20 protein-coding genes and 1 pseudogene are annotated in these 19,472 nt (G+C 39.2%); 1 reads left to right on the plus strand and 20 read right to left on the minus strand.

Annotated elements, in window-relative coordinates; translation table 11 throughout:
* From MAQA_RS11895 to MAQA_RS11955, 14 genes and pseudogenes are all read right to left on the minus strand, one after another.
* A pseudogene (locus MAQA_RS11895) lies at window positions 1-437 on the minus strand (hypothetical protein); the annotation flags it as partial.
* The gene (locus MAQA_RS15830; RefSeq protein ID WP_241463227.1) at window positions 434-598 is read right to left on the minus strand and encodes a hypothetical protein; all 165 of its coding nucleotides are present in this window, start codon (window positions 596-598) and stop codon (window positions 434-436) included. The pseudogene MAQA_RS11895 and the gene MAQA_RS15830, both read right to left, overlap by 4 nt.
* Window positions 573-782 carry a hypothetical protein gene (locus tag MAQA_RS15835; RefSeq protein WP_241463228.1) on the minus strand — a complete coding sequence of 70 codons (210 nt, stop codon included), beginning with the start codon at window positions 780-782 and terminating at the stop codon, window positions 573-575. Before MAQA_RS15835 ends, MAQA_RS15830 begins: the two co-directional genes overlap by 26 nt.
* A complete protein-coding gene (locus MAQA_RS11905) occupies window positions 763-1,479 on the minus strand; it encodes a DUF5081 family protein (protein ID WP_036074185.1) in 717 nt (238 codons plus the stop codon). The genes MAQA_RS15835 and MAQA_RS11905 overlap by 20 nt, the downstream gene beginning before the upstream one ends.
* Before the next feature lie 289 nt (window positions 1,480-1,768).
* The gene (locus tag MAQA_RS11915) at window positions 1,769-2,164 is read right to left on the minus strand and encodes a hypothetical protein (protein WP_036074186.1); all 396 of its coding nucleotides are present in this window, start codon (window positions 2,162-2,164) and stop codon (window positions 1,769-1,771) included.
* A 15-nt stretch (window positions 2,165-2,179) separates the two neighbouring features.
* Window positions 2,180-6,679 carry a type VII secretion protein EssC gene (gene essC, locus MAQA_RS11920; protein WP_036074187.1) on the minus strand — a complete coding sequence of 1,500 codons (4,500 nt, stop codon included), beginning with the start codon at window positions 6,677-6,679 and terminating at the stop codon, window positions 2,180-2,182.
* A 12-nt stretch (window positions 6,680-6,691) separates the two neighbouring features.
* The gene (gene essB, locus MAQA_RS11925) at window positions 6,692-7,867 is read right to left on the minus strand and encodes a type VII secretion protein EssB (RefSeq protein WP_052008588.1); all 1,176 of its coding nucleotides are present in this window, start codon (window positions 7,865-7,867) and stop codon (window positions 6,692-6,694) included.
* 15 nt (window positions 7,868-7,882) lie between these two features.
* Complete coding sequence (locus MAQA_RS11930; protein WP_036074190.1) at window positions 7,883-8,134, minus strand: EsaB/YukD family protein; 252 nt, start codon at window positions 8,132-8,134, stop codon at window positions 7,883-7,885.
* Window positions 8,135-8,148: 14 nt separating this feature from the next.
* On the minus strand, window positions 8,149-8,349 hold the full coding sequence (locus MAQA_RS13875) for a type VII secretion EssA family protein (RefSeq protein ID WP_052008589.1): 201 nt from the start codon (window positions 8,347-8,349) through the stop codon (window positions 8,149-8,151).
* Window positions 8,346-8,657: a type VII secretion protein EssA gene (essA, locus tag MAQA_RS13880; RefSeq protein ID WP_052008590.1), complete on the minus strand. Its 312-nt coding sequence runs from the start codon at window positions 8,655-8,657 to the stop codon at window positions 8,346-8,348. The genes MAQA_RS13875 and essA overlap by 4 nt, the downstream gene beginning before the upstream one ends.
* A complete protein-coding gene (esaA, locus tag MAQA_RS11940; RefSeq protein WP_036074192.1) occupies window positions 8,647-12,012 on the minus strand; it encodes a type VII secretion protein EsaA in 3,366 nt (1,121 codons plus the stop codon). The genes essA and esaA overlap by 11 nt, the downstream gene beginning before the upstream one ends.
* 151 nt (window positions 12,013-12,163) lie before the next feature.
* Window positions 12,164-12,457 carry a WXG100 family type VII secretion target gene (locus tag MAQA_RS11945; protein WP_036074194.1) on the minus strand — a complete coding sequence of 98 codons (294 nt, stop codon included), beginning with the start codon at window positions 12,455-12,457 and terminating at the stop codon, window positions 12,164-12,166.
* A gap of 275 nt (window positions 12,458-12,732) precedes the next feature.
* Entirely contained in the window at window positions 12,733-13,251 is a 519-nt protein-coding gene (locus tag MAQA_RS11950; RefSeq protein ID WP_036074196.1) for a GNAT family N-acetyltransferase, read from the minus strand.
* A 19-nt stretch (window positions 13,252-13,270) separates the two neighbouring features.
* Window positions 13,271-13,723, minus strand: a complete 453-nt coding sequence (locus MAQA_RS11955) for a MarR family winged helix-turn-helix transcriptional regulator (RefSeq protein ID WP_036074197.1) — start codon at window positions 13,721-13,723, stop codon at window positions 13,271-13,273.
* A gap of 168 nt (window positions 13,724-13,891) precedes the next feature.
* Here MAQA_RS11955 and MAQA_RS11960 point away from each other — a divergent pair, with 168 nt between their 5' ends.
* Window positions 13,892-14,341, plus strand: coding sequence for a GNAT family N-acetyltransferase (locus MAQA_RS11960; RefSeq protein WP_052008591.1), 450 nt, complete (start codon window positions 13,892-13,894; stop codon window positions 14,339-14,341).
* A gap of 34 nt (window positions 14,342-14,375) precedes the next feature.
* Here the strand turns inward: MAQA_RS11960 and MAQA_RS11965 are convergent, their stop codons facing one another.
* From MAQA_RS11965 to MAQA_RS15845, 6 genes are all read right to left on the minus strand, one after another.
* Complete coding sequence (locus tag MAQA_RS11965; RefSeq protein WP_036074199.1) at window positions 14,376-15,404, minus strand: WxLIP family cell surface protein; 1,029 nt, start codon at window positions 15,402-15,404, stop codon at window positions 14,376-14,378.
* A 74-nt stretch (window positions 15,405-15,478) separates the two neighbouring features.
* Window positions 15,479-16,246 (minus strand): WxL domain-containing protein, encoded by a 768-nt coding sequence (locus MAQA_RS11970; RefSeq protein WP_036074200.1) that lies wholly within the window; start codon window positions 16,244-16,246, stop codon window positions 15,479-15,481.
* A 23-nt stretch (window positions 16,247-16,269) separates the two neighbouring features.
* On the minus strand, window positions 16,270-17,058 hold the full coding sequence (locus MAQA_RS11975; RefSeq protein ID WP_036074201.1) for a WxL domain-containing protein: 789 nt from the start codon (window positions 17,056-17,058) through the stop codon (window positions 16,270-16,272).
* A gap of 359 nt (window positions 17,059-17,417) precedes the next feature.
* Window positions 17,418-17,657 (minus strand): helix-turn-helix domain-containing protein, encoded by a 240-nt coding sequence (locus MAQA_RS11980; protein ID WP_036074203.1) that lies wholly within the window; start codon window positions 17,655-17,657, stop codon window positions 17,418-17,420.
* Between the two features lie 164 nt (window positions 17,658-17,821).
* On the minus strand, window positions 17,822-18,247 hold the full coding sequence (locus MAQA_RS15840; RefSeq protein WP_241463229.1) for a polysaccharide biosynthesis C-terminal domain-containing protein: 426 nt from the start codon (window positions 18,245-18,247) through the stop codon (window positions 17,822-17,824).
* A 46-nt stretch (window positions 18,248-18,293) separates the two neighbouring features.
* On the minus strand, window positions 18,294-19,190 hold the full coding sequence (locus MAQA_RS15845) for an oligosaccharide flippase family protein (protein ID WP_241463230.1): 897 nt from the start codon (window positions 19,188-19,190) through the stop codon (window positions 18,294-18,296).
* Between the last annotated feature and the right edge of the window lie 282 nt (window positions 19,191-19,472).

The raw sequence follows: 19,472 nt of genomic DNA on the forward strand, positions 1-19,472 counted from the left end.
TTTTTGGGAACTTCAATCTGTTCTTGCGTATAACTATTCGCATAGCTCGTGACAGTTGTTGTCGCACCAATCCGATTTTTCGTTGTGAATTTTGAAGCATCTAAGTCCCGCATACCTTCCACAAATTCATCTAATGCTTCATAAAAAGGTTGGTCAATCTTGTCTTCTACAAGGTTCCCCGCTTCTCCTGCAAAGTCATATAAAACTTCAAAATCCTCGAACAAACTTTGATATTTGCTTTTATTATTCGTATGTGAAAATGAAATGGCGCCATCTGCATCCCATCTCGCAATATCTTTTTCCACCTCTTCTAGGTTCTTGGAGACATCTTTTAAACTATCAATCGCCCCTTTACCCCAAACGCCTTTGCCGATTAAGCTCCCAATGCTTTTTTCAGCTTTCTCAAAATCCGCTTCAATGTAGTGGACATCCTTCATCCTTTATCGCCTCCAATATTCAGCGACGCGATAATTTTTTCGCCCACTTCTTGGTCAGCTTGAATCATCGCATTTAACGTCTCAAAAACAAGTGATGATGCACGGGAATAGTGATCTTGTAATTCCAAAACGCGATCATTCGCATCGGATACTTTCTTCATCGCTTTTTTTTGCTTTTCCGGCCGTTACATAGTTTTGTTGATTGATATTCTTAATCGCCGGCGCAATCACCGATTCGAATTCATTCGCGATCGCCATTAGTTCATTCGCAATGTGTGTCAGTTCATCTGGATTGATTGAAATCGTTCCTGAACCGCCCGCTCCACTAAATGCCTGTTGTGCCATTCTCTAGCGCCTCCTTCACTGGAAACTTCAATTCGCGGTAAAGCTCATTCCACAGCCAATAACCGCTCACTTGATAATACGCCTCACGTACCACGTCAACCGCAATCAACCGCTCTTTCCAAACAAACAAGAAATACTGCTGATAAAATTCACGATTTTCTTCCACACATGGCTCCTCGTTTACATGAAAATATTCCATACTCAAAAAACGTTCATCTGGCTCACTTAGCGCAGCTAACTCCGAGTCTTCCGTACTCAGCTTACGCATTAAAAATGATTTTTCTTCTTCCGACAACGTTCTTTTAAGTAGCGGGAACTGCTGGGTAAGAAGTTGCAAAATGAATACTTTATCCATGACTTCAAACCGGTAAGAAGAATCTTCTTCCACCTCAATCAGCAAATACGCGTTCTCTGAATCCTCATCCCGAAACCCGAACATAAATTGATTGAGCCGAACATACGACTGACAGTGCTGATAGTTTTCGAGAGATTCGACAACGAGTGCGCCTCCATCTGTCAGTTCGCCAATTTCATTCAAAATCCCTTTCGCTTGAAGCGCCTCATAGCCTTCACGAAAACCTTCTTCGCCTTGCAGCTGGAAAACCGCTCGGTCTGGTAAACCGAAAACGGATTCCCCGCCAAAAGCAGAAGCAATCAAAAATAGTTCTTCTACACGAAAAGTATCCTGTGCTGTCATAGTCGTTTCACCTCACGTACTTGACTTGATTCTTCAAAGTCAGCCTCGAATTCTGACAATTTCTGTAAAGCTTTTCTTTGCTTCTTGTAACGTGATTTTACTTCCTTGTGGTATTTTTCGATTAACTCGATGTAGGTCAAGAAACTATCCCGCGTTTTCCCGTCCCACTTTGCACTTGCTACATAGGAGGTCAGGTCAGAACATTTTTTTTTGCGTTTCGCGGAGGGAGTCTTCTACGATTTTAGCCTGCGCTTTTGCTTCCGCAACTTTACTTGCTTTGATCTTCACATTACCCATTCTTTAGTCGCTCCTCCCGTTCTTTTCGCTCTTTTTCTTTCTTCGCCTTTTCAACTGCCGCCTCGTGAATTGCCTGCGCCTTGTATTCTGTATACTTGTCGTAGGCTTTGTTTTTCGCACTGACGAGCTTCGAGCGTTTATCTGCTTCGCTACTGATATACTTAGCTAGCTTCGCAGTTAGCTTCTCCCGTTTTGGATCGAAATCATTAGAAGGGAGCTTGCTGTTCGACATGTTTGGTACAGCGCTTTTGTAACTATTGAACGTTTCTTTGGCTTCTGCCATCTTATTATCATGCTCCCGAATCGCATCTTTCAATAAGTCATGCAGTTTATCATAGTCATCTCGTTTCTTTTCTGTTGGCGTATTAAAAAAACCAAATAAACCCATTCCATCTCCTCCTTCTTAAAGCGGAGCAACAAGTTTAATCCGCTCAGCTTGCCCTTGTCTGATATAGTAAGCTTCATATGGTGGTAGCGGCTGTTCTTTATAAGGCTTGTTCATGACTTCAAGTACGTTTTGGTCGATGATTCTACCAACTAAGATGCCGACTTTTTGTTTCTTGAACATTCCCGAAACTTCATCATAAGCCCTATAAATTTGTCCGCTCACAGCTCCAGCAACGAAGTAGATACCCATCTTCTCACCCTGTTCTACAAGTTTTTGAAGTGGCTTTTGCGCATCTATCGAAACATTTTCAGCTAAATAAGCCGTATCCGTTACAAGCACAACGATTGGCTCAAATTGCTTCGAAAACTCTTGGAGCGATATGCCCGTCGACTGAATTTCACGCCAAGCTTGTTCACGGTTGTCAAATGCCGCTGCAAGCTCTCCGATAATAGATGTAAAGCTTGCCTCATCACTTGCATACAAATCAACTTGATTTTGATAAGTTCCAAAGCGTGATGAACTATTATCAAATAACGTCACCTGAATACCTGTACTCTTCACAGCCATTTCCAAAATGGATTGCATCGACCTTTCCACAACATCTGGTGAGTCTGCAAGAACGAGCGTATGGCCACGCTGATTTAATGATAAGTCAAACGGCTGAACATCCTCGAAATCAACAGCAAATGGGATTCCCCCGTTTCTGAGCATCTCGGTAACTTCTTGTTTCTCTAAGTATTCCGCAATCGGCAGAACATCTGGTACCATCGGAATCGCATCCGGCACGCTACCTGTCCACGCTTCGCTCATCCGCTTACTTTCCGCCTGTACATTTTCAATAATCTCAAGCGTATCTGCCCCCGAAACCGGAAGTGCCGTTTGGAACGAAGTTGGGTTTTCAAGTTTCACAAGTCCACGCCCCGCGATTTCCTCAATCGTCAGGTCGGTTTTTCCTACAATATTGCGTGGTTCCGTCGGGTCGATCATGTAGAGCGCAATCTGCGTCTTAATATTCGCAAGCACTTGGATCCGAATCGCATTCGAACGCACTGCACTAATGGCAAGATGAATCCCAACACCTGCACCTTCACGCGCCACTTGCGCAATCAGTTTCTCAAAATCATCTTTATACGGCGCTTCTGCAACTGAGTCAAATGCATCAATCACAAGCAGAATCGAAGGAACCTCTGTCCCACTTGCTTTTTCATACATACCAATGTTCGCAACCCCGTATTCGCTTAGTTTTTGCTTCCGAACTTTAAGTTCACGCGTAATCCGGCGAATCAGTTTTTGCATCTTGATTTCTTCATCCACCATGATCGTATCCGCAACCTGCGGCAAATCTTTAAGTGGCAGAAGTCCATTTGTTCCTAAATCTAGCAAATAAATATGCAAGCGTTCTGGGCTATGCTCGCGAGCAAGACCCATCGCAACTGTTTGAAGGAAAGTTGATTTCCCGTATCCCGGACTTGAAAAGACGGCCAAGTGTCCATCTTTCGCAAGATCAAGTGTAAGAGGTTCTTGCGCTTGCATTTCTGGAATATCTAGGAAACCGATTGTCGCATGTAGTGGCGATTTTTCACGTGCCCATTCCGACATGTAATCCACAGGATGTAGTTCTGGCAAGAAAATTTGTTCTTCAAGCGGTGGAAGCCAAGGTCGAGGTAATGGCTCAATCCCCTCTGCCTCCGTATATTCATGGATATAATCAATGACAGCATCAAGTTCAGAAGGGAGCTTCGTTAAATCTTCTTTCTTGTCTAATCCGCTCAAATCTTCTGTTAAGATATCATATTGTCCCAGTTCATTAATCGCATAAATTGTCGTATCGAGATAATCTTCATCTTCTTTATCCGGCACATAATCCGCACCACTCCATGCACTTTGGAACAACTCATAAATTTCATTATTTCCGACTTGCAAGTACGCTCGACCAGGAAGCGTGATATCTGCTGCATCTGGCGTTTTCAAAATTTCATTTGAATCACTCGCATTTTGCACCTTAAGCGCCAATTTGAATTTCGAGTTCGACCAAATTTGGTCATCGACAACCCCACTTGGTTTTTGCGTCGCAAGAATCAAGTGGATTCCAAGCGACCGTCCAATCCGCGCCGTCGAAACAAGTTCCTTCATAAATTCCGGTTGTTCTGATTTGAGTTCGGCAAACTCATCTGAAATCAAGAATAGATGAGGCATCGGTTCGCTTGCTTTGCCTTGTTTGTATAATTTTTGATATTGGTTGATGTGATTCACATCATGCTCACCAAATAAGCGCTGACGCTTTTGTAACTCCGCTTTAATCGAAGCAAGCGCACGCATTGACTGCGCACCATCCAAGTTCGTGATCGTTCCTAGCAAATGCGGCATGTTTTTGAATAAGTTCGCCATCCCGCCACCTTTATAGTCAATCAACAGAAATGCCACTTCATATGGGTGGAAATTAACAGCAAGTGAAATAATATACGACTGGATAATTTCAGATTTCCCTGAACCTGTCGTACCCGCAACAAGCCCGTGTGGCCCGTGCGCTTTTTCATGTAGGTTTAAATTGACAATGTCATCTTTTCCGCGTAGCCCAAGTGGCACAGCCAAGCTCTTATACGTTTCATTTTGTGTCCAGCGATTCCCGATATTTAATTCTTCCACGCGCTCCACATTATACATTTCGAGGAATGTAACTGCCTCAGGAATCGAGTTTTTCAAGTTTTGAAGATGATTGAGCGGCGCAAGTGCACGCGAAATTGTTTCCTTATCGAATTCTTCCGGTAAGTGATCTGGGATAAATGTCCGGTTCACAAGATCACCCTGCTCAAGAATGATATTCCCACTTCTATGGTCACGAATATCAACAACCGTCCGAACGTGTTCTGGTAAGCTTTGCATGACATCTTGAACAAAAACAAGTGAAACCCCAAGTTCTGATGGATCCTCATTAAAGAATTCCATCACCGTGTGGTCAAGCACAAGTTTTTCATCTGTAATAAGCACGACATAATGCGGTGCGAAAAATAGTTTTTCATTTTTATTCGGTCTTTCTGCAAGTGCTTGTTTCCGCTCTTTCAAAATTTGGTAGAGTGAATTTAACACTTGATCTCGCGAACGCTCATGATAAACAAAGCCGCGAACATTTACATCACGCAAATTCGCATGCGGAAGCCAGCGCATCCATTCCCAGTTTTCTTTTTCTTCTTCCGGGAAAATCGTCACAAATTGCAAATCATAATAACTATGAAATAGTGCTGTTTGCATGACAAGCATTTGCAACTGTTCTAAAACGAGTCCACGTGGACCAATATATCCGACAGGCCCATTCATTAAGTCTGTCGCAACTGGAACATTATTCACATCCACATATTGCCCTTTGAGACGACTAGCAGCATCCGCAAGTGGATCCTTATCTTGTGAAAACTCTTCTTCTTTATAATCTACAGAAAAACTGATCGGTTCTGTCCCAGTCCCTACTCGAAAAGTCAGGAAATCATGATGTAATCTCGTTTTTTCATAAATACGCGAATCTACACGTGTTGCCATTTCGGCGATTTCTTCAACAGAAGGATAATGATAAAGCAATGCTTGACGTTGCTTTTCACTTGCCTGATGAAAATCTTTCGTACGACGTTTCAAATATAAATCGTAGCTTTCCTCGCGTTCTTTTGTCTTTACTTTAAATTCTTTGCGATTTTTAATATATGTGACAAGCGACATGATAACCGTCATCCCTGTCATCGCAAGTGTCATTAAGATGTAGATCCCACGCGGTTGAAAAATCGAAATCAGTACCGTGATCGCAATCATCACAAGCGGAGGTAAAATCAATTTCAAAAGTCCCTCTGATGGCTTCGTAGGTGCCGCAGAAGGTTTTGCAAGCGTAAACTTATCCTCAGGCGCACGATAAATGATCCGCGGTGAACGGTGATAGTCTGGATAGTCCGGTCCAAAAGCATTATCGGCTGAGAAAAGTGGAGCAAGATCTGTCGAAATACGAGACTTAACCGCCGCAATTGTTAAATCATCTTGACCGACTGTGAGGGTGATCCCATCTACATAGAGTTGATCCCCATTTTGAAGGTCAGCTCGTCCTGTCAAGCGTTCAAAGTTGTGATAAACTTCCCCAGCGAAAACCTGCACAGCAAAAATGTCTTGTTTGTCATCTCGCATAAATACAAAATCCGCATCCGTACCCGAAAGCACCACATCATTTTCTTTTCCAGCACCAAAAGTCAGTACGAGTTTTCCAGCTGTGTCAAAAGACTGCACATCCACATTTTCTGTTAAGTAAAGTGACAACCGTCCGTTCTCGCCTACTTCAAGTTCTTGCTTTTGGTCAAATTCAAGTGCCGTGTTACCTGCCATCCACACTTCATCTTCAAAGCGCACGTCCACTGTTCCGGGAAACTCCGGATAAAAGACTGCTGCTTCCTTGTTACCGCTAATCTCCGTCACCTTATCAGGAGACACATGTTGTTTATGACAAGCTTTCCCGTTACTAACAATAAGTAAAGTATTCTGTCCCATCTTCATTCTCCCCTATTTGGATTCGGAATCATCTTTCCCGTTAATTTTTTCCATATATTTCTTCAGTTCCGCTTCAATTTCTGATTGTTTCTTCACAGACTCATTACCTGAAAGCGTCTTGTCATTTTGAACTTCTTCCAGCTGTTTCGTAAGTGCATAAACCACCAGTTCATTGTCCTGAAGTCGTTTTCCAGAATCAAGTGACTCATCAAAGTCACCGCGTCCATTATAAATCCAGTAAAGCAGATATTGTTCATCCGATTTCAAACTAACATTTTTCATGATGTTCTCTTTACGCTTATCATCGAGCTTTTCTCCTTGTAAATAAGAATAAGCTAGCTCATACTTCGAAGCTTGAGGTAATTTTTCAGGTTTTTCATTCTCTAAATCTGAAATCACCTTTGTATAATCCGTTTTAAGGAAGTCCTCATTCGCCAAAAGCAAGTCATTTTGATAAGGCACTTTGAAGAACGCAAAATAAACCACTGGTCCCGCAAGCAGTAGCGTCGCAATAATAAATCCAACCGCAAGCCCCCTAAACATCCGGAACCGTTTCTTTGGAATCAACATCATTTTTCGTTTCGAATCTGTCAATTCTTTTTCAAACGACTCTTGCAAGAAACTTTCGATTTCCTCTGTCGTCTTTGCGTCTGCTAGATGCCGCTCAAAATTAGTTCCCCGAGCGTTTTTAAGGGAGCCAGCGTATAAATTATCAAATTGATACTTCTTCGAAAACATTGCCACACAAAGCGATTGATATTGCTTAAAGAATAGTTCTTCTGTTAAGTCATAAGGATGAATGATTCCTTTTAAGCCACGGTGAACAATTTTCGGCATTAAATTTTCATCAAAAATAAGATTTCCAGGGTGAAGGAAAAACGTAAAACGCGTTCCAATCAGCGCTTTTAAATCCGCAACATTTTTAAGGGCGCGCAGTTTATCTTTTCGCTCCATTTTACTGACCTCTTCAAAGCGATACATGGTCTCCCCAATTTCATAACAAAACGTATAAGTTTCCTTTTCATGCTCAATTTTTACTGGAACAAAATATAGCGACGGTTTTGTTAAAATTTCAAGCTGAGCAGCATCTTTAATCCGCGTACGGGATTCAACAAAGCTAACGCGCCACTCATTCTGTTCATAGTTAAAATCATATGTAACACCATCAATTTCAATTGTACTTTTCATCATCTCGGCTCCCTTTTATAAAATTTCTAAGATGTCTCCATTTGTAATTGGATAATCTACCATTTTGTCATCATCACTTAATAAAATCCCTTTATTAACAGCTTTAATCGAACATTTCGAAGCATCTGGCATCTCAATTTTGAGCGTTTCTTTTAGATTATCAATCAAAGCCCTTACCGGCTGACCGACTGGAATGCGTAAGTCATAAACTTCCGCACCCCACTTCGAAAAATCCACCGTCACATTTAAATGTGTCTCTTTCGCCATCTCTTAATCCTCCCTTACTCCATGGTATTTTTACTTGCAAAATAAATTCCACCACCAAGTGCGATAACAACTGCACCAATAATCGCAATCAATGACTTTGATTCTGTACTTTTTCCTTTTTTATCCTGAACATCTTCCCCCACTTCAGAAGCTTGAGTCGTATTCGTTTTCTTGAAAAGTTCCTCCTGTGTGGTTTTCGCTGTATCACTTTTCACTGCTTTCCCTGTAAACAGTTGATCCTGCATCTCCTGAAAATTTTTTCTGTTCTTTCTTTTGTTGTGCTTTTATTTTTTTTTTCAAGATCTTGAGTGAAAAGTGGCAATTCCAACTGATCGAGCATTGTCGGCTCAGCCTTTTTAAGATCCTCTTGCTTTTCCTCATTCGTTTTTTGTAGCCGATCCGTCTTCAGATCCATCTTCCCATCATTTTCTAAGTAACCTGTTCCTGCCGCTAATGCGAAAGGAGCTGTAGCAAAGCAAGCAAGTATAATCAGTAAACCTATACTTAAAAACCTAGCTTTCATGTACGCCCTCTCCTTCCGCTGCTTCTTTTTTGACAACAAACAAGTTACTAACAATCAGAATTATAGCGACTCCAATACAAGCAAATGTCAGAATCAAAATGTTGCTTTCCCCATTCAAAATCCGATTAAGCAAGGTCTCTAAATATTGTAGTGGTGAGAATTTCTGTAGCGTTCCAAACGCAGAAGTCTTATCAACATTTAGTCCAATTGCATCGGTTAGGAATAAATACAAACTTAGCACAAGCAAAATGATAAACATCCCTACCATCTGCAACTGCCGCAACAAGTAAGTACATCCAGATACGAGGAGTAGCATGAGCAGCAAACAAATACCTATCCAGAAGAAATAGCCAATCTCGCTCACATCAAAGATTTTTCCAGAAATAAGTCCAATCATCAAACCTTCAATAACCGCAACCCCAACCGTGATACTCGTAATCGGTAAATTACGGGAAGCAATCGACAGTTCTTCACTGAATTGGTCTTTTTGAATACGTCTCTTCTCAAAAGCAGAAATGACGTATCCAGAAAATAGAGCGATAATCGTACAAATCAATACCATGTAATAAGGCGTCGTTTTATCTCCAGCGACAATCGCTTTCCCATTTACTTTTTCAACTGGATTACTCAAGAAGTTATATAGGTTTTCATTTTGACGATCTCCTACACGACTGTTCTTCATGACCTTCGAAAAGTTCTTCGAAAAAGTCTGATCCGCTTGTAATTTTTTCGCAAGTGACCCTGATAAACCGCCTGCCTCTGAAATTAAATTTTCTCCGCTTTTTTGAATATTTTTCGCTTCTTGATCAATTGCATCAAACGTGTCGTACACACCTTTTGCCGAATCTAAATTTTGTCCAGTAGAATCTGCTAAGCTCTGACTTGTCGCAAGTAAAGACCCGAATGAACTATCAAGAGCCATTGTTGCCGCTTGTTCATCCGAACTATTTCCAAGTACAACTTGATTTTCCGAAACGAGTCCCGAACTCTTTTCTCGCCAAGAATCAATATCACTTAGCATTTTTGCCAAGTTCTCATTTTGACTAATTGCTTCTTGATTCGTTCCAATAAGCCGCGCAGCCACATCTTGCGACCGTGAATCCGCATCACTCATCACCTGTTTATAATCAGCGATCCTCGACTCAAACGCAGACAATTTTTCTTTATACGCCTTCGTCATATTACCTGATGCCTTCACAGCAATCGTTTCTAGTAAGTCGTCTCGGTTGAAAATAGCATAATAGGAATTAGAAGTTGCTTGACTGTCAAGCGAACCACTAGGTGTATAGTTACTATCCCAAGGATTAATTCCATAATAAAGCTGGAATAATATGCCCGTCCGTTCATAATTCCGCACAATCAAACGCAGCTCTTTAAACATATCCGTCAAACTAAAATCATCTTTGTTATAAAACGGCAAGTCTGCAAACTCAAACGAATAAACTTCTTGAATGAGTGTTTCTTCCTTCGTTTCAATAGCTGGTTCAACTTCCTTAGTACCTGTTTTGCCATCAGTAGCACCTACATTCCTTTCCCCAGTCGCTTCAGTACCCGCCGAACTCTTCGTAGAATTGTTCGGTTCGGTCGATTCATTACCAGTAGTTCCTGGAGCTGGATTAGGAGTTGCAGCTGTATCTTGAACGACTTCCTTTTTCACTTTCTGTACAGCCGTCGCATTTATTTTCAGCGATCCAAAAATTGGAATGTCCTTTGCTGCAACATTGTCTTTCAATTTAGCAGTTGCTGAAATGGCATAATTCCCTGCCTCGCCATTTTCTTGTGAAAAATGAAGAATAAGCTTGCCATCACTTTGCTCTGCAATTTGGTAATCCACATTTTGTCCATCTTTAGTCAGTGTTAAGTTTTCCAAATCAAATCGTCTGTCGAAATTCAAACGTATTTCCATTTCCGTTCCGGGGTCCGTCTCAGATAGCATGAGCGAATCCGAATGAATCGTGAGCCCCTGCTGTTTTAATTCTTGCGCTTTCTTATTTTGCGTTTCAACAATTTGATCGTTAATAACATTCTTAGATGGATTCTGTGCTTTATCTGCATCATTGAATTCTGTAGGATTTTCATTCATATACTGCTTAGCAAGTTCTTTAATGTTCTTGTACGCTTCCGTATCAATCCCAAGCATAGCAGCATCGTCTTCCGAAAAATATTGCAGTTCCTTAATAGAATCCTTGAGCGTATCTGTAAAGCGCTTATTAATATCCGGGTCGAGCGAAGCTATTGTGAATACTTCATTCGATCCACCAGCTCCCCCAGAAAGTATCCGAACTAAATCTTGCTTAACTGCATCTTGAATCTCTGCATTGATCGTATCATTAAGCGACTGATCAACCGCTGTAATTCTCGCATTAACGTCTGCTATATAATTTTGCAGTTGTTGTGTCTGTGTCATAAGTGACGTCGTATTTTCTGACGATGTTAACTCTCGATATAAAAGTGCATTCGCTTGCTGCAATGCTCCTAGTTGGCTTTGCACATTCTCCGCAGATAAACTCGCCGTATACTTCTGCAAATTGTCTTCAAATGTTGTTCCAAAAGGTGTATGATCTTGTTGCATTTTAAGTAGACTGCTTAGATCAGTCCCATAAACTTTATTTTCTTGGTCTGCTTCTAAAAGAGAATTCTCATGACCTTTCAATAAATCTTGGAATCCAGTAAAACTTTCTTTTGAGCTCCCTGTATAGTCTTGCACTGTTTTAAATTGATCCGTATAATTTGCTAGCGGATTGTGTACCGAAACATTATAGCGATCATTATTTTTCTTTTCCTTGTTAACCAATTCTTTAATATTGTCCTGTGACTCTTGCAAGTTCGTTAATATGCTTGCAAAATAAACATCAATCACTCGCTGATTCATGTCTGAAAGTAAGTCAGAGGCTGTTTTTTCTGCTTCTGTTTTCAAATCATTGTTTCCCGTATCATTAATTTTGTAATAGATCTGTATTTTTTCCGGCGAATCCGACGTTAACGATAACGCTTTTTTCGAAAAATCATTCGGAATCACAATCATTAGATTATAAATATCCCGTTTCAATCCACTTTCAGCTACACCCCGACTTACCGTTGCCCAGTCGTGTGTTTTATCCTTCAGCACACTTGTTTGGATATCATTTCCAAACAAATATTCTTTGCCCGAAAGTTTTGCTCCTTTATCTTCATTGACAAGAGCTACATTCATTTTTTGTACTTGCTCACTTTTTATCGCACTATCTTGTTTTTCAGTCTGGCTTTGATTTCGATTTTTGCTAATGGATTGGTTCAGTCCCAAAATAGAGACAGAAGCCGTTAATCCGATTGCCAGAATCAAAAACAGCACTATTTTCCATTTTATTTTCCGCATTATCCTGTTTAGTCACTCCCGTTTTTCAAGCTTACTCTATTCCCAGACGCCTTCCATCTCCACTCACTGTGCACTTTTCAGAAAAAGCCATGTAACGAAGGGCTACATGGCTTTTCAAGACACACAAATATGTATGTTCTAAGGTAGAATGTTAGAAACCAAAGTTTTGAGAAAGTTGTTGGTCTTGCTCTTCCACTGCAGATGCAGTTTTTTGAAGTTGTTGTTCAATTTGATCCATCAAGTTTGCAAATTCAGTTACTTTTGGTTTCAATTGATTGAACTGATCATCAAAACGTTGGAAAGCTTGACCTTCCCACTCACTGCGAAGTTGTTCTTGTAGTTGAGACAAGCGTTGTAACATTTGTTCAATGTCACGTGCACTTGTTCCATAAGTTTTTGCACGATCCCGTAGTTCAGCTGGGGTCATTCTAATTTGTCCAGACATGAAATTCATCTCCTCTTTTTATGATTATTTCGATAAAATTTTACCATACTTCAGACAAAAAATATGTGGACATTTTGTGAACTTTATTCACGTTTTTCATTAAAATGAGCAATTTTGTTTTTTATTTATCATAGTTAATAACACAAAAATGAATTGTGCACATTAAAACCAAAAATTAAAGTGGCTCTGCTGCAACAGCAGAGCCACTTTTTATCTGAAAATCACATAGTGTGAAAGTTAACAAACTTTGTTTAAACTTAAGCATGTAAATTCTTCTAAATTTCGACGGGACGTTTCAAAATCAAATCCGTTTGCTCCTCTTCTCCAAATAGAAAAACATGTTCACCAGCTTGATAAAATCCAAGTTTCTTGTAAAATTGTAAGGCATCCTGATTTTCCTCCCAAACGCCAAGCCAAATGACTTCTTTTCCTTTATTTTTTGCTTCATCAAAAGCATGGCGAAGAAGTCGTCGCCCCAATCCATTTCGTTTAAAAATGGTTCGGACATAAATTCGTTCCACTTCTAAATGATCATTTCCCATTTTTTCCGTCTGACTATCTCCCCAGTTTAGTTTCAAGTAACCAGCAAGTTGCCCATCCAAATAAATCAAATAGAAAGCTGACTCCGAATCAGTAAGCTCCCTCTCTAATTGTTCTTCATCAAAAGCCCGGTCCACATATGCTTGCAGATTTTCCTCAGCATTTTGCTCTCGAAAAGTATCAATAAAAGTATCAATACTAACCGATCGAAGTAAATCAAGCTGACCCAGACTACAAGGTTCAATACTAATCATCTAAATCCACCCTTTCCACTTAATAAATCCGTTTTCCACCTTTTTTCACCGCATTCCAGTCAGTTTCAATATTTTGCCGCATTCTGGTCAGGAAGCAAACTAATGATTCAACTTCATCCTCTGAAAAGCCGTCAAGTGCAACCGAATTTGAATACTCATTTTCTCGTATAATAAATGGAAAAGTATCAAGTCCACGTTTTGTTGGAAATAGTTGCTTGTTCTTCTTATTCTGTTTATCCATTTTGCGCTCAATGAAACCATTTAATTCTAATTTTTTTACAGCCCGAGCAACTGTAGTTCGGTCTACTTTCACCATTTCCGCCAATTTTTCTTGAATTATTCCAGGAAATTCACAAATTCGAACTAAATATAAATATTGTCCCTTAGTTAATTTTAAATCTTTAAATTCAACATTACTAATCGAGTCGAGCGCTCGAGCAATATTCCCAAGTTCTCGCAACACATCTTTCACTTTCTTTCTCCCCCCTCTTTATTTTCGATTTTAATCTCTTTTTGTTGCAAATGCAATATTTTTCATTATTAATTCCGCTATAATAGGCTTATACAGAAAGGGGGAAACAGATGGACATACTTTACAAAAAAAATTTCTCCAAAAGAAAAAAGGAAACTATACGACTGTATGAAACAGCTAGACCAAGAAACTGATTTTATGCTCTATTCGCCTGAAGAACGTCTTTATCAAGAAAAACAGCTTGAAAGTTTTATTCAAAATACTCAGGAAAACGGAATTTTATTAGGTGCAATCGTACAAAACCAGATCGTTGGGGTTATTTCCGTGCAAACCTCTAATCTTACAAAAATCAAGCATACTGGCTATCTAGTCATTGGTGTACAAAAAGAATTCCAAAAGAAGGGCATTGCCTCTAAACTTTTCGAAGAAATATTCGCTTGGGCAAGAAACGAATCTATTCATCGACTCGAATTAACTGTAATCACCGCAAACTTCCCGGCCATTCAATTATATGAAAAGCTTGGTTTTTACAAAGAAGGTTTAAAAAAAGATGCTATTTACATGAAAGGCCGCTATTACGATGAATTTTACATGGCAAAACTACTAGAAAAAAGGTGAAACTCAAAAACTTGAGTTTCACCTTTTTCATTGATCACCTAGCTGTTCGTCTATTTTTCTTCCTCTTCTTTCTCCAAGCGAAGTAAAGCAAAAAACCAACCACAATGACAACACCTGCAATAAGCGCAATGAGCCACCAATAATTCGGGCTTTCGATCGTCACATCTTTCTTATTCAATTTACTCGCTTCGTCTCGTCTAATTTGAAAGTTCTTCGTAAATCGCCAGCTTTCCTTTGAAGATTTTGCTTTCAAATGGAGCGTATAATCACCTGGTTTAAGCGGCTCGCCATTCAGCAACACGGGATAAGTAAAATGAGAATTAGGTGCAACTTGCATGTCCTTTTGTGAAGATTTATATAACGTTTCCGTCTTCCCTTTTCGAGTAATCTTTGCTTCCAACTCAAAACGATTTAAGTATGTTGGTGTAGGATTTTGCAAGGTGAATAGAATCGCATTACGCGCATTCGTCTGACCCGCTTCTACTTTCCTTAATTTTAAATCTTGCTTTACTTCTTCGTCTGACTCTTGTAACGTAACGCCGATGACATAAGCATACTTATTTTCAATACTTATGCCCTTATCTTGCTTTTGACTCGTTGCAACTTTTTTCTCTTCCAACGTAATACCTCCAGCAAGTACTCCCACATATGGTTTATCCGGCATAGTAACAGCTAACTTTAAATCTACACTCTTTTTAGCAGGAACAGTAATTTTCTTTTCCACCTTTATTAAATCCCTTAATGAATAAGGTAAGGTCTTATCTCTTTGAACATTCGCTTCACCGTATTCAACAACCCCATGCATGTTAGTCGTCGCAGAATGGATTTGCGGGTTGACCACTACCGCCTTATTCGTATCATTACGCAATTTAACTACCAGAGTTTGCTTTTGTCCCGGCTTCATTTTTAAATTAAAATAGGATTTCTTCTTATCGATTTGATTGCTCGGAATTTGAGTTTCAGCAGCAAAATTAAATTCTGATGCATGTGCATCCATCGAAGTACCTAACGTGAGCGTACAAATCAAAACAAGCCCCAAGAGGTATCCAATAGCCTTTTTCATTGATTTTATTCTCCTTAAAACAAGACAAAAGGCGATATTTGCTATTACAAACATGCCTTTTGTCCTTCGTTATTTTATTCTCCACCAGGAGCTGGAACGTCTTGAAGTCTCCACAATAATGATGTTGAATATTTTTTCGCATATTTGGTTGCTTTACCAGGCACTTTCAGTGAAATACTCTTGCCGCCACTTGAATTATCCCCAAACGCAAGAACATACGTCCCTGCACCTTCACCGTTTTTAGCAGCCATGATATTTACCGCTGTCCCATTCCCATCAGGGGTTAGTGAGAAAGAATTTTTAACAGCAGAAGGTTTAGGCGAAATGGATGCCGTATTCACAACACCATTTGAAAACACCAGCTCAGCGCCTGTTAATTCTTCATTATCCGCCGTAAGAAATTGCCCTTGTTGCTTCACAGACAACGACCAACCTGTTTCGAGACCACGGTTATCCGTTACTTGGACATAATTGGGGCCGTCTCCACGACTACTGCCATCCCCAAATTTTTGAGCTACTGCATTATAAACTTGGTCAGTTGATGTAATTTTTTGTGTCCCAAAGTCAAGGCTAGATGCGTAATCGATACTAAGCGGCCCTTCGGTTCCTGGGTTTGGTCCACTTGGATCTGTTGGGTCAATAGGCCCTTCCCCGTCCCCAAGCGTTTTTGTTGGATCTGTTGGATCAACTGGTTTTACAAGCTCATTACTCGGTGAAAATTCTACGATAAGATTTGATTTGTATTCTGCTGCTGACACAGTGGAACTTAAACCAAAATTAGTTAAAACGGCTCCTAGTGATAAAGCAGAAATAGCTACAATCTTGCTCGCTTTATTTTTCATATCTTTTCCCTCTCTTTCATCAATTATTTATCATTTCCCGGAACATCGGATAATTTCCAAGTAAGTTTTGTTTTATACTGCACAGCATCTTTAGCTGATTTACCAGGAATAAATAGCGAAATGGCTTTATTCACTTTAGTCGCTTCTGCATCGCTACCTTCAGTTGCTGGTTCTTCTGATACGCTCCCCCACTTATCAATCCAACTTCCAGCTCCCTTATGAATTTGTGCCGACATAACGGTCGACTCCGCTCCAGCGGGATCAAGAACGATATCCTTGGCATCCGGTGCTTGCATCCCTTCTGCGTTACTAACAACTTGACTATCTGTAAACTTAATTTGCGCACCAACTAGTTCTTTATTTTGTGTATCTGCGTTGCTGAACTGTCCTTCTTGTTTAACCGTCAGCATCCATCCAAGATTTGTTCCACGATGGTCAGAAACTTGCACAAAATTAGACGTCCAACCTGTGCTACCATCCACTTGGTTAAATTTTTGTGCTTTTGCATAATACGTTTCATCACGAGCAGTAATTTCATTTGTTCCAAAGTCTATACTTGAGGCAAAATCTATACTTAGCGGTCCCGAAGTCCCCGGTTCTGCTAATCCCTCTGGGGTTGTCGGATCAACCGGTGTAATCGTTTCTCCTTGTGGATCATCTGGATTCATTGGTTTTGTAATCCCAGTACTCGGAACGAACTGTACTACCCCATTTGATTGATACTCAGCTCCATCTGCCGCAAAAGCAGAAACCGGTATAGCAAAAATCATACCTGCCGCTGATCCCATGCCTATCCATTTATGTAATTTCATTCAAATTCCCTCCTCAATCCTTCATATACGGCAAAAAGAACTTTATCTATTTGCCCTATCATTTTTTATTCAGTTCCTCTCTTTTGATTGCTCAGGCGCTATCCCTCCCACACCAATTAAATTCTTAGTAAGAACATTACTCCAAAAATCTAAGCTAACTTCAGCTTATCAAAATATAAATTTTCATCTTTGTAACTTTGTTCCATTCTATTTTTCAAGTTATGTATTTTTTGTGAAAAAACGTTCTTCAAATCAGTTAGTTCTCCTATAAAAAAACATCCAATTGGGAAACCGACTATCGCTTTCATCAATTGAATGTTCTTATATCAGTATATTTCACAGACCTTTTCCTTGATTTTTTAATAATCAAATGGTCGATATTTTTTGCGCAAAAATTCTTGTTCACGAGCTCTTTCTAAAATTTCATCTCGAAAATACAGTACTGCCCCACCTTTTTTCACACGATTAATTTTTTCACGATTTACTAGTGAATAAAAGCTTTGTTTTGAGATTTGCAATAAATCTAATGCCTCTATTGTTGAAACAAAGTACTGATCCAATAATTCTAATTGCTTTTCTTTCGAAAGATTATTATCCATTTTACACCTCTTATTTTACTTTTTTTAAATTTTTTCCAATAGCCAGAACTTCTCCTGACTAATTACGTTCTAAATCAAATTGCTTCTAAATTTTTATTGAAGTTTCTCAACAAAATATGAACCGAATATCTTCAGTCCGTTTTCATCAAAACAAACAAATATTTTTAATTTCTATTTTTAAATTTATCCATCAATACACGTACAGGAGCAGGTTTTATTAAAATCATAAAAATTGCATATACGACAACTGCGGTGGCAATTTGGACACACATGGAATAAAAAGCCCCTTTAATGAGCATCCCCATTCCAAATCCAGCAACTACCATTACAAGTGCAGCTATCACATAGCCTGCAGTCTCTTTAAATAAATGAATTTGCAAACTTTTTCTTATCATGATGATTTGAGCAATAGCAATTACTGCTTCTCCTGCTACAGAGGATATGGCAGCTCCAAGCGCCCCATATGAAGGAATTAATAAGAATGATAGAGCAATCGAGACAAGGATACCCACAATAAGTGACACAATTGATTTTGCTACTTGATTTGCAGCAACCATATACTGCTGGCCAATAATCGATCCCCATCCCATAAATAGAAGACCTACCGATAGAATCGCTAATACATATTCAATACCATCAAAGTTTTCCCCAAAAAAGAGTAGCGAGAAATTTTTTCGAGATTAAAATCATGCCGAAAAGTAGAGGAATTGAGATCATGTTAACGATCTGAAAGGATAGTAATGTATACTTATTCGCTGTTTTAGCTTCTCCTTTATGAAATTCGTTAGCTATCCTTGGGAAAATCACATTACCAATAGCCGTGACACAAGCTGATAACATCCTGACTACCTTATCTGAGTTCTCGAAATAACCAGTCTGTGTTAATGTAGAGAAGTTTCCCAAAAATAATTTATTCATATTCACAAAAATCTGAGTAAGCAGTTGCGGTAAAAACAAGAAAAACACGGGTCGAACATGCGGTTTCAAATCTAGATTTTTGACCGCTACTTTGTGTATTCTTTTCCTTAAATATGTCCAAAGAGTCAAATTCCCTAAAAAAGTAGATATAGCATTTATCGCTACATACAAAGCAATGTCATTTGGAGTTCGAATGAATATAAAAACACTTACAAGGGCTACTAATTTTACAACGATATTTCTTGAAATCGTCTTTTTGAAATCTTCTAGCCCAATAAAAAACCATGAAATATCAACAGCAGCAGCCAAGATAAAAATACCTTGTAGGATGAAAATGAATGTATACTCTCCGTACACATAAATAAACAAACCATATAATAACGCTGAAATAAAGAACATCACTAGTTTTATGATCATAAGTTCAAAAAATACTCTTGACCTGTCTTGATCTGATTCCCTGACCTGAGCAATTGATCTAGCACCATATATTGAAATACCTAAGTTTCCGATCAAAATAAAGTACTGAACAACTGAATACGTATACGCATATACCCCTATTCCTTCTGCCCCTAATGTTCTTGAAATATAAGGAACTGTTACTAGAGGGATCAGCATAAGAAGTATCTGATACGTCATATTATAAGCATAGTTTTTTTAAAATTTTCATATTTAATTTACTCCTGACAATAAATCTAAGCTTCTTTATATTTTCAACGCGTAGTCTGCTAAATTACTTTAAGATATACCTTTTTATTCGTCTATTTAAAATAAATTTTTGTTTGTTGAAATGTTTATTCATATCTTGGAAAATATTATTATTATCCAACTGTAAAAAATGTTCTTCCTTAAGGCCATCATAGCATGGCAATAAGCCTTTATTTGTGATTAAAATATGAG

The organism is Listeria aquatica FSL S10-1188 (assembly GCF_000525795.1).
Lineage (GTDB): Bacteria > Bacillota > Bacilli > Lactobacillales > Listeriaceae > Listeria > Listeria aquatica.

Coding starts and splice junctions, on each gene's coding strand:
- MAQA_RS11905 (WP_036074185.1), bottom strand. CDS start 1,479: ATGACAGCACAGGATACTTTTCGTGTAGAAGAACTATTTTTGATTGCT.
- essA (WP_052008590.1), bottom strand. CDS start 8,657: ATGAAAGCTAGGTTTTTAAGTATAGGTTTACTGATTATACTTGCTTGC.
- esaA (WP_036074192.1), bottom strand. CDS start 12,012: ATGCGGAAAATAAAATGGAAAATAGTGCTGTTTTTGATTCTGGCAATC.
- MAQA_RS11960 (WP_052008591.1), top strand. CDS start 13,892: ATGAAACAGCTAGACCAAGAAACTGATTTTATGCTCTATTCGCCTGAA.
- MAQA_RS15845 (WP_241463230.1), bottom strand. CDS start 19,190: ATGCTGATCCCTCTAGTAACAGTTCCTTATATTTCAAGAACATTAGGG.
- MAQA_RS15840 (WP_241463229.1), bottom strand. CDS start 18,247: ATGGGATGGGGATCGATTATTGGCCAGCAGTATATGGTTGCTGCAAAT.
- MAQA_RS11915 (WP_036074186.1), bottom strand. CDS start 2,164: ATGGGTTTATTTGGTTTTTTTAATACGCCAACAGAAAAGAAACGAGAT.
- essB (WP_052008588.1), bottom strand. CDS start 7,867: ATGAAAAGTACAATTGAAATTGATGGTGTTACATATGATTTTAACTAT.
- MAQA_RS11980 (WP_036074203.1), bottom strand. CDS start 17,657: ATGGATAATAATCTTTCGAAAGAAAAGCAATTAGAATTATTGGATCAG.
- MAQA_RS15830 (WP_241463227.1), bottom strand. CDS start 598: ATGAAGAAAGTATCCGATGCGAATGATCGCGTTTTGGAATTACAAGAT.
- MAQA_RS11930 (WP_036074190.1), bottom strand. CDS start 8,134: ATGGCGAAAGAGACACATTTAAATGTGACGGTGGATTTTTCGAAGTGG.
- essC (WP_036074187.1), bottom strand. CDS start 6,679: ATGGGACAGAATACTTTACTTATTGTTAGTAACGGGAAAGCTTGTCAT.
- MAQA_RS15835 (WP_241463228.1), bottom strand. CDS start 782: ATGGCACAACAGGCATTTAGTGGAGCGGGCGGTTCAGGAACGATTTCA.
- MAQA_RS11970 (WP_036074200.1), bottom strand. CDS start 16,246: ATGAAAAATAAAGCGAGCAAGATTGTAGCTATTTCTGCTTTATCACTA.
- MAQA_RS11975 (WP_036074201.1), bottom strand. CDS start 17,058: ATGAAATTACATAAATGGATAGGCATGGGATCAGCGGCAGGTATGATT.
- MAQA_RS11945 (WP_036074194.1), bottom strand. CDS start 12,457: ATGTCTGGACAAATTAGAATGACCCCAGCTGAACTACGGGATCGTGCA.
- MAQA_RS11950 (WP_036074196.1), bottom strand. CDS start 13,251: ATGATTAGTATTGAACCTTGTAGTCTGGGTCAGCTTGATTTACTTCGA.
- MAQA_RS11965 (WP_036074199.1), bottom strand. CDS start 15,404: ATGAAAAAGGCTATTGGATACCTCTTGGGGCTTGTTTTGATTTGTACG.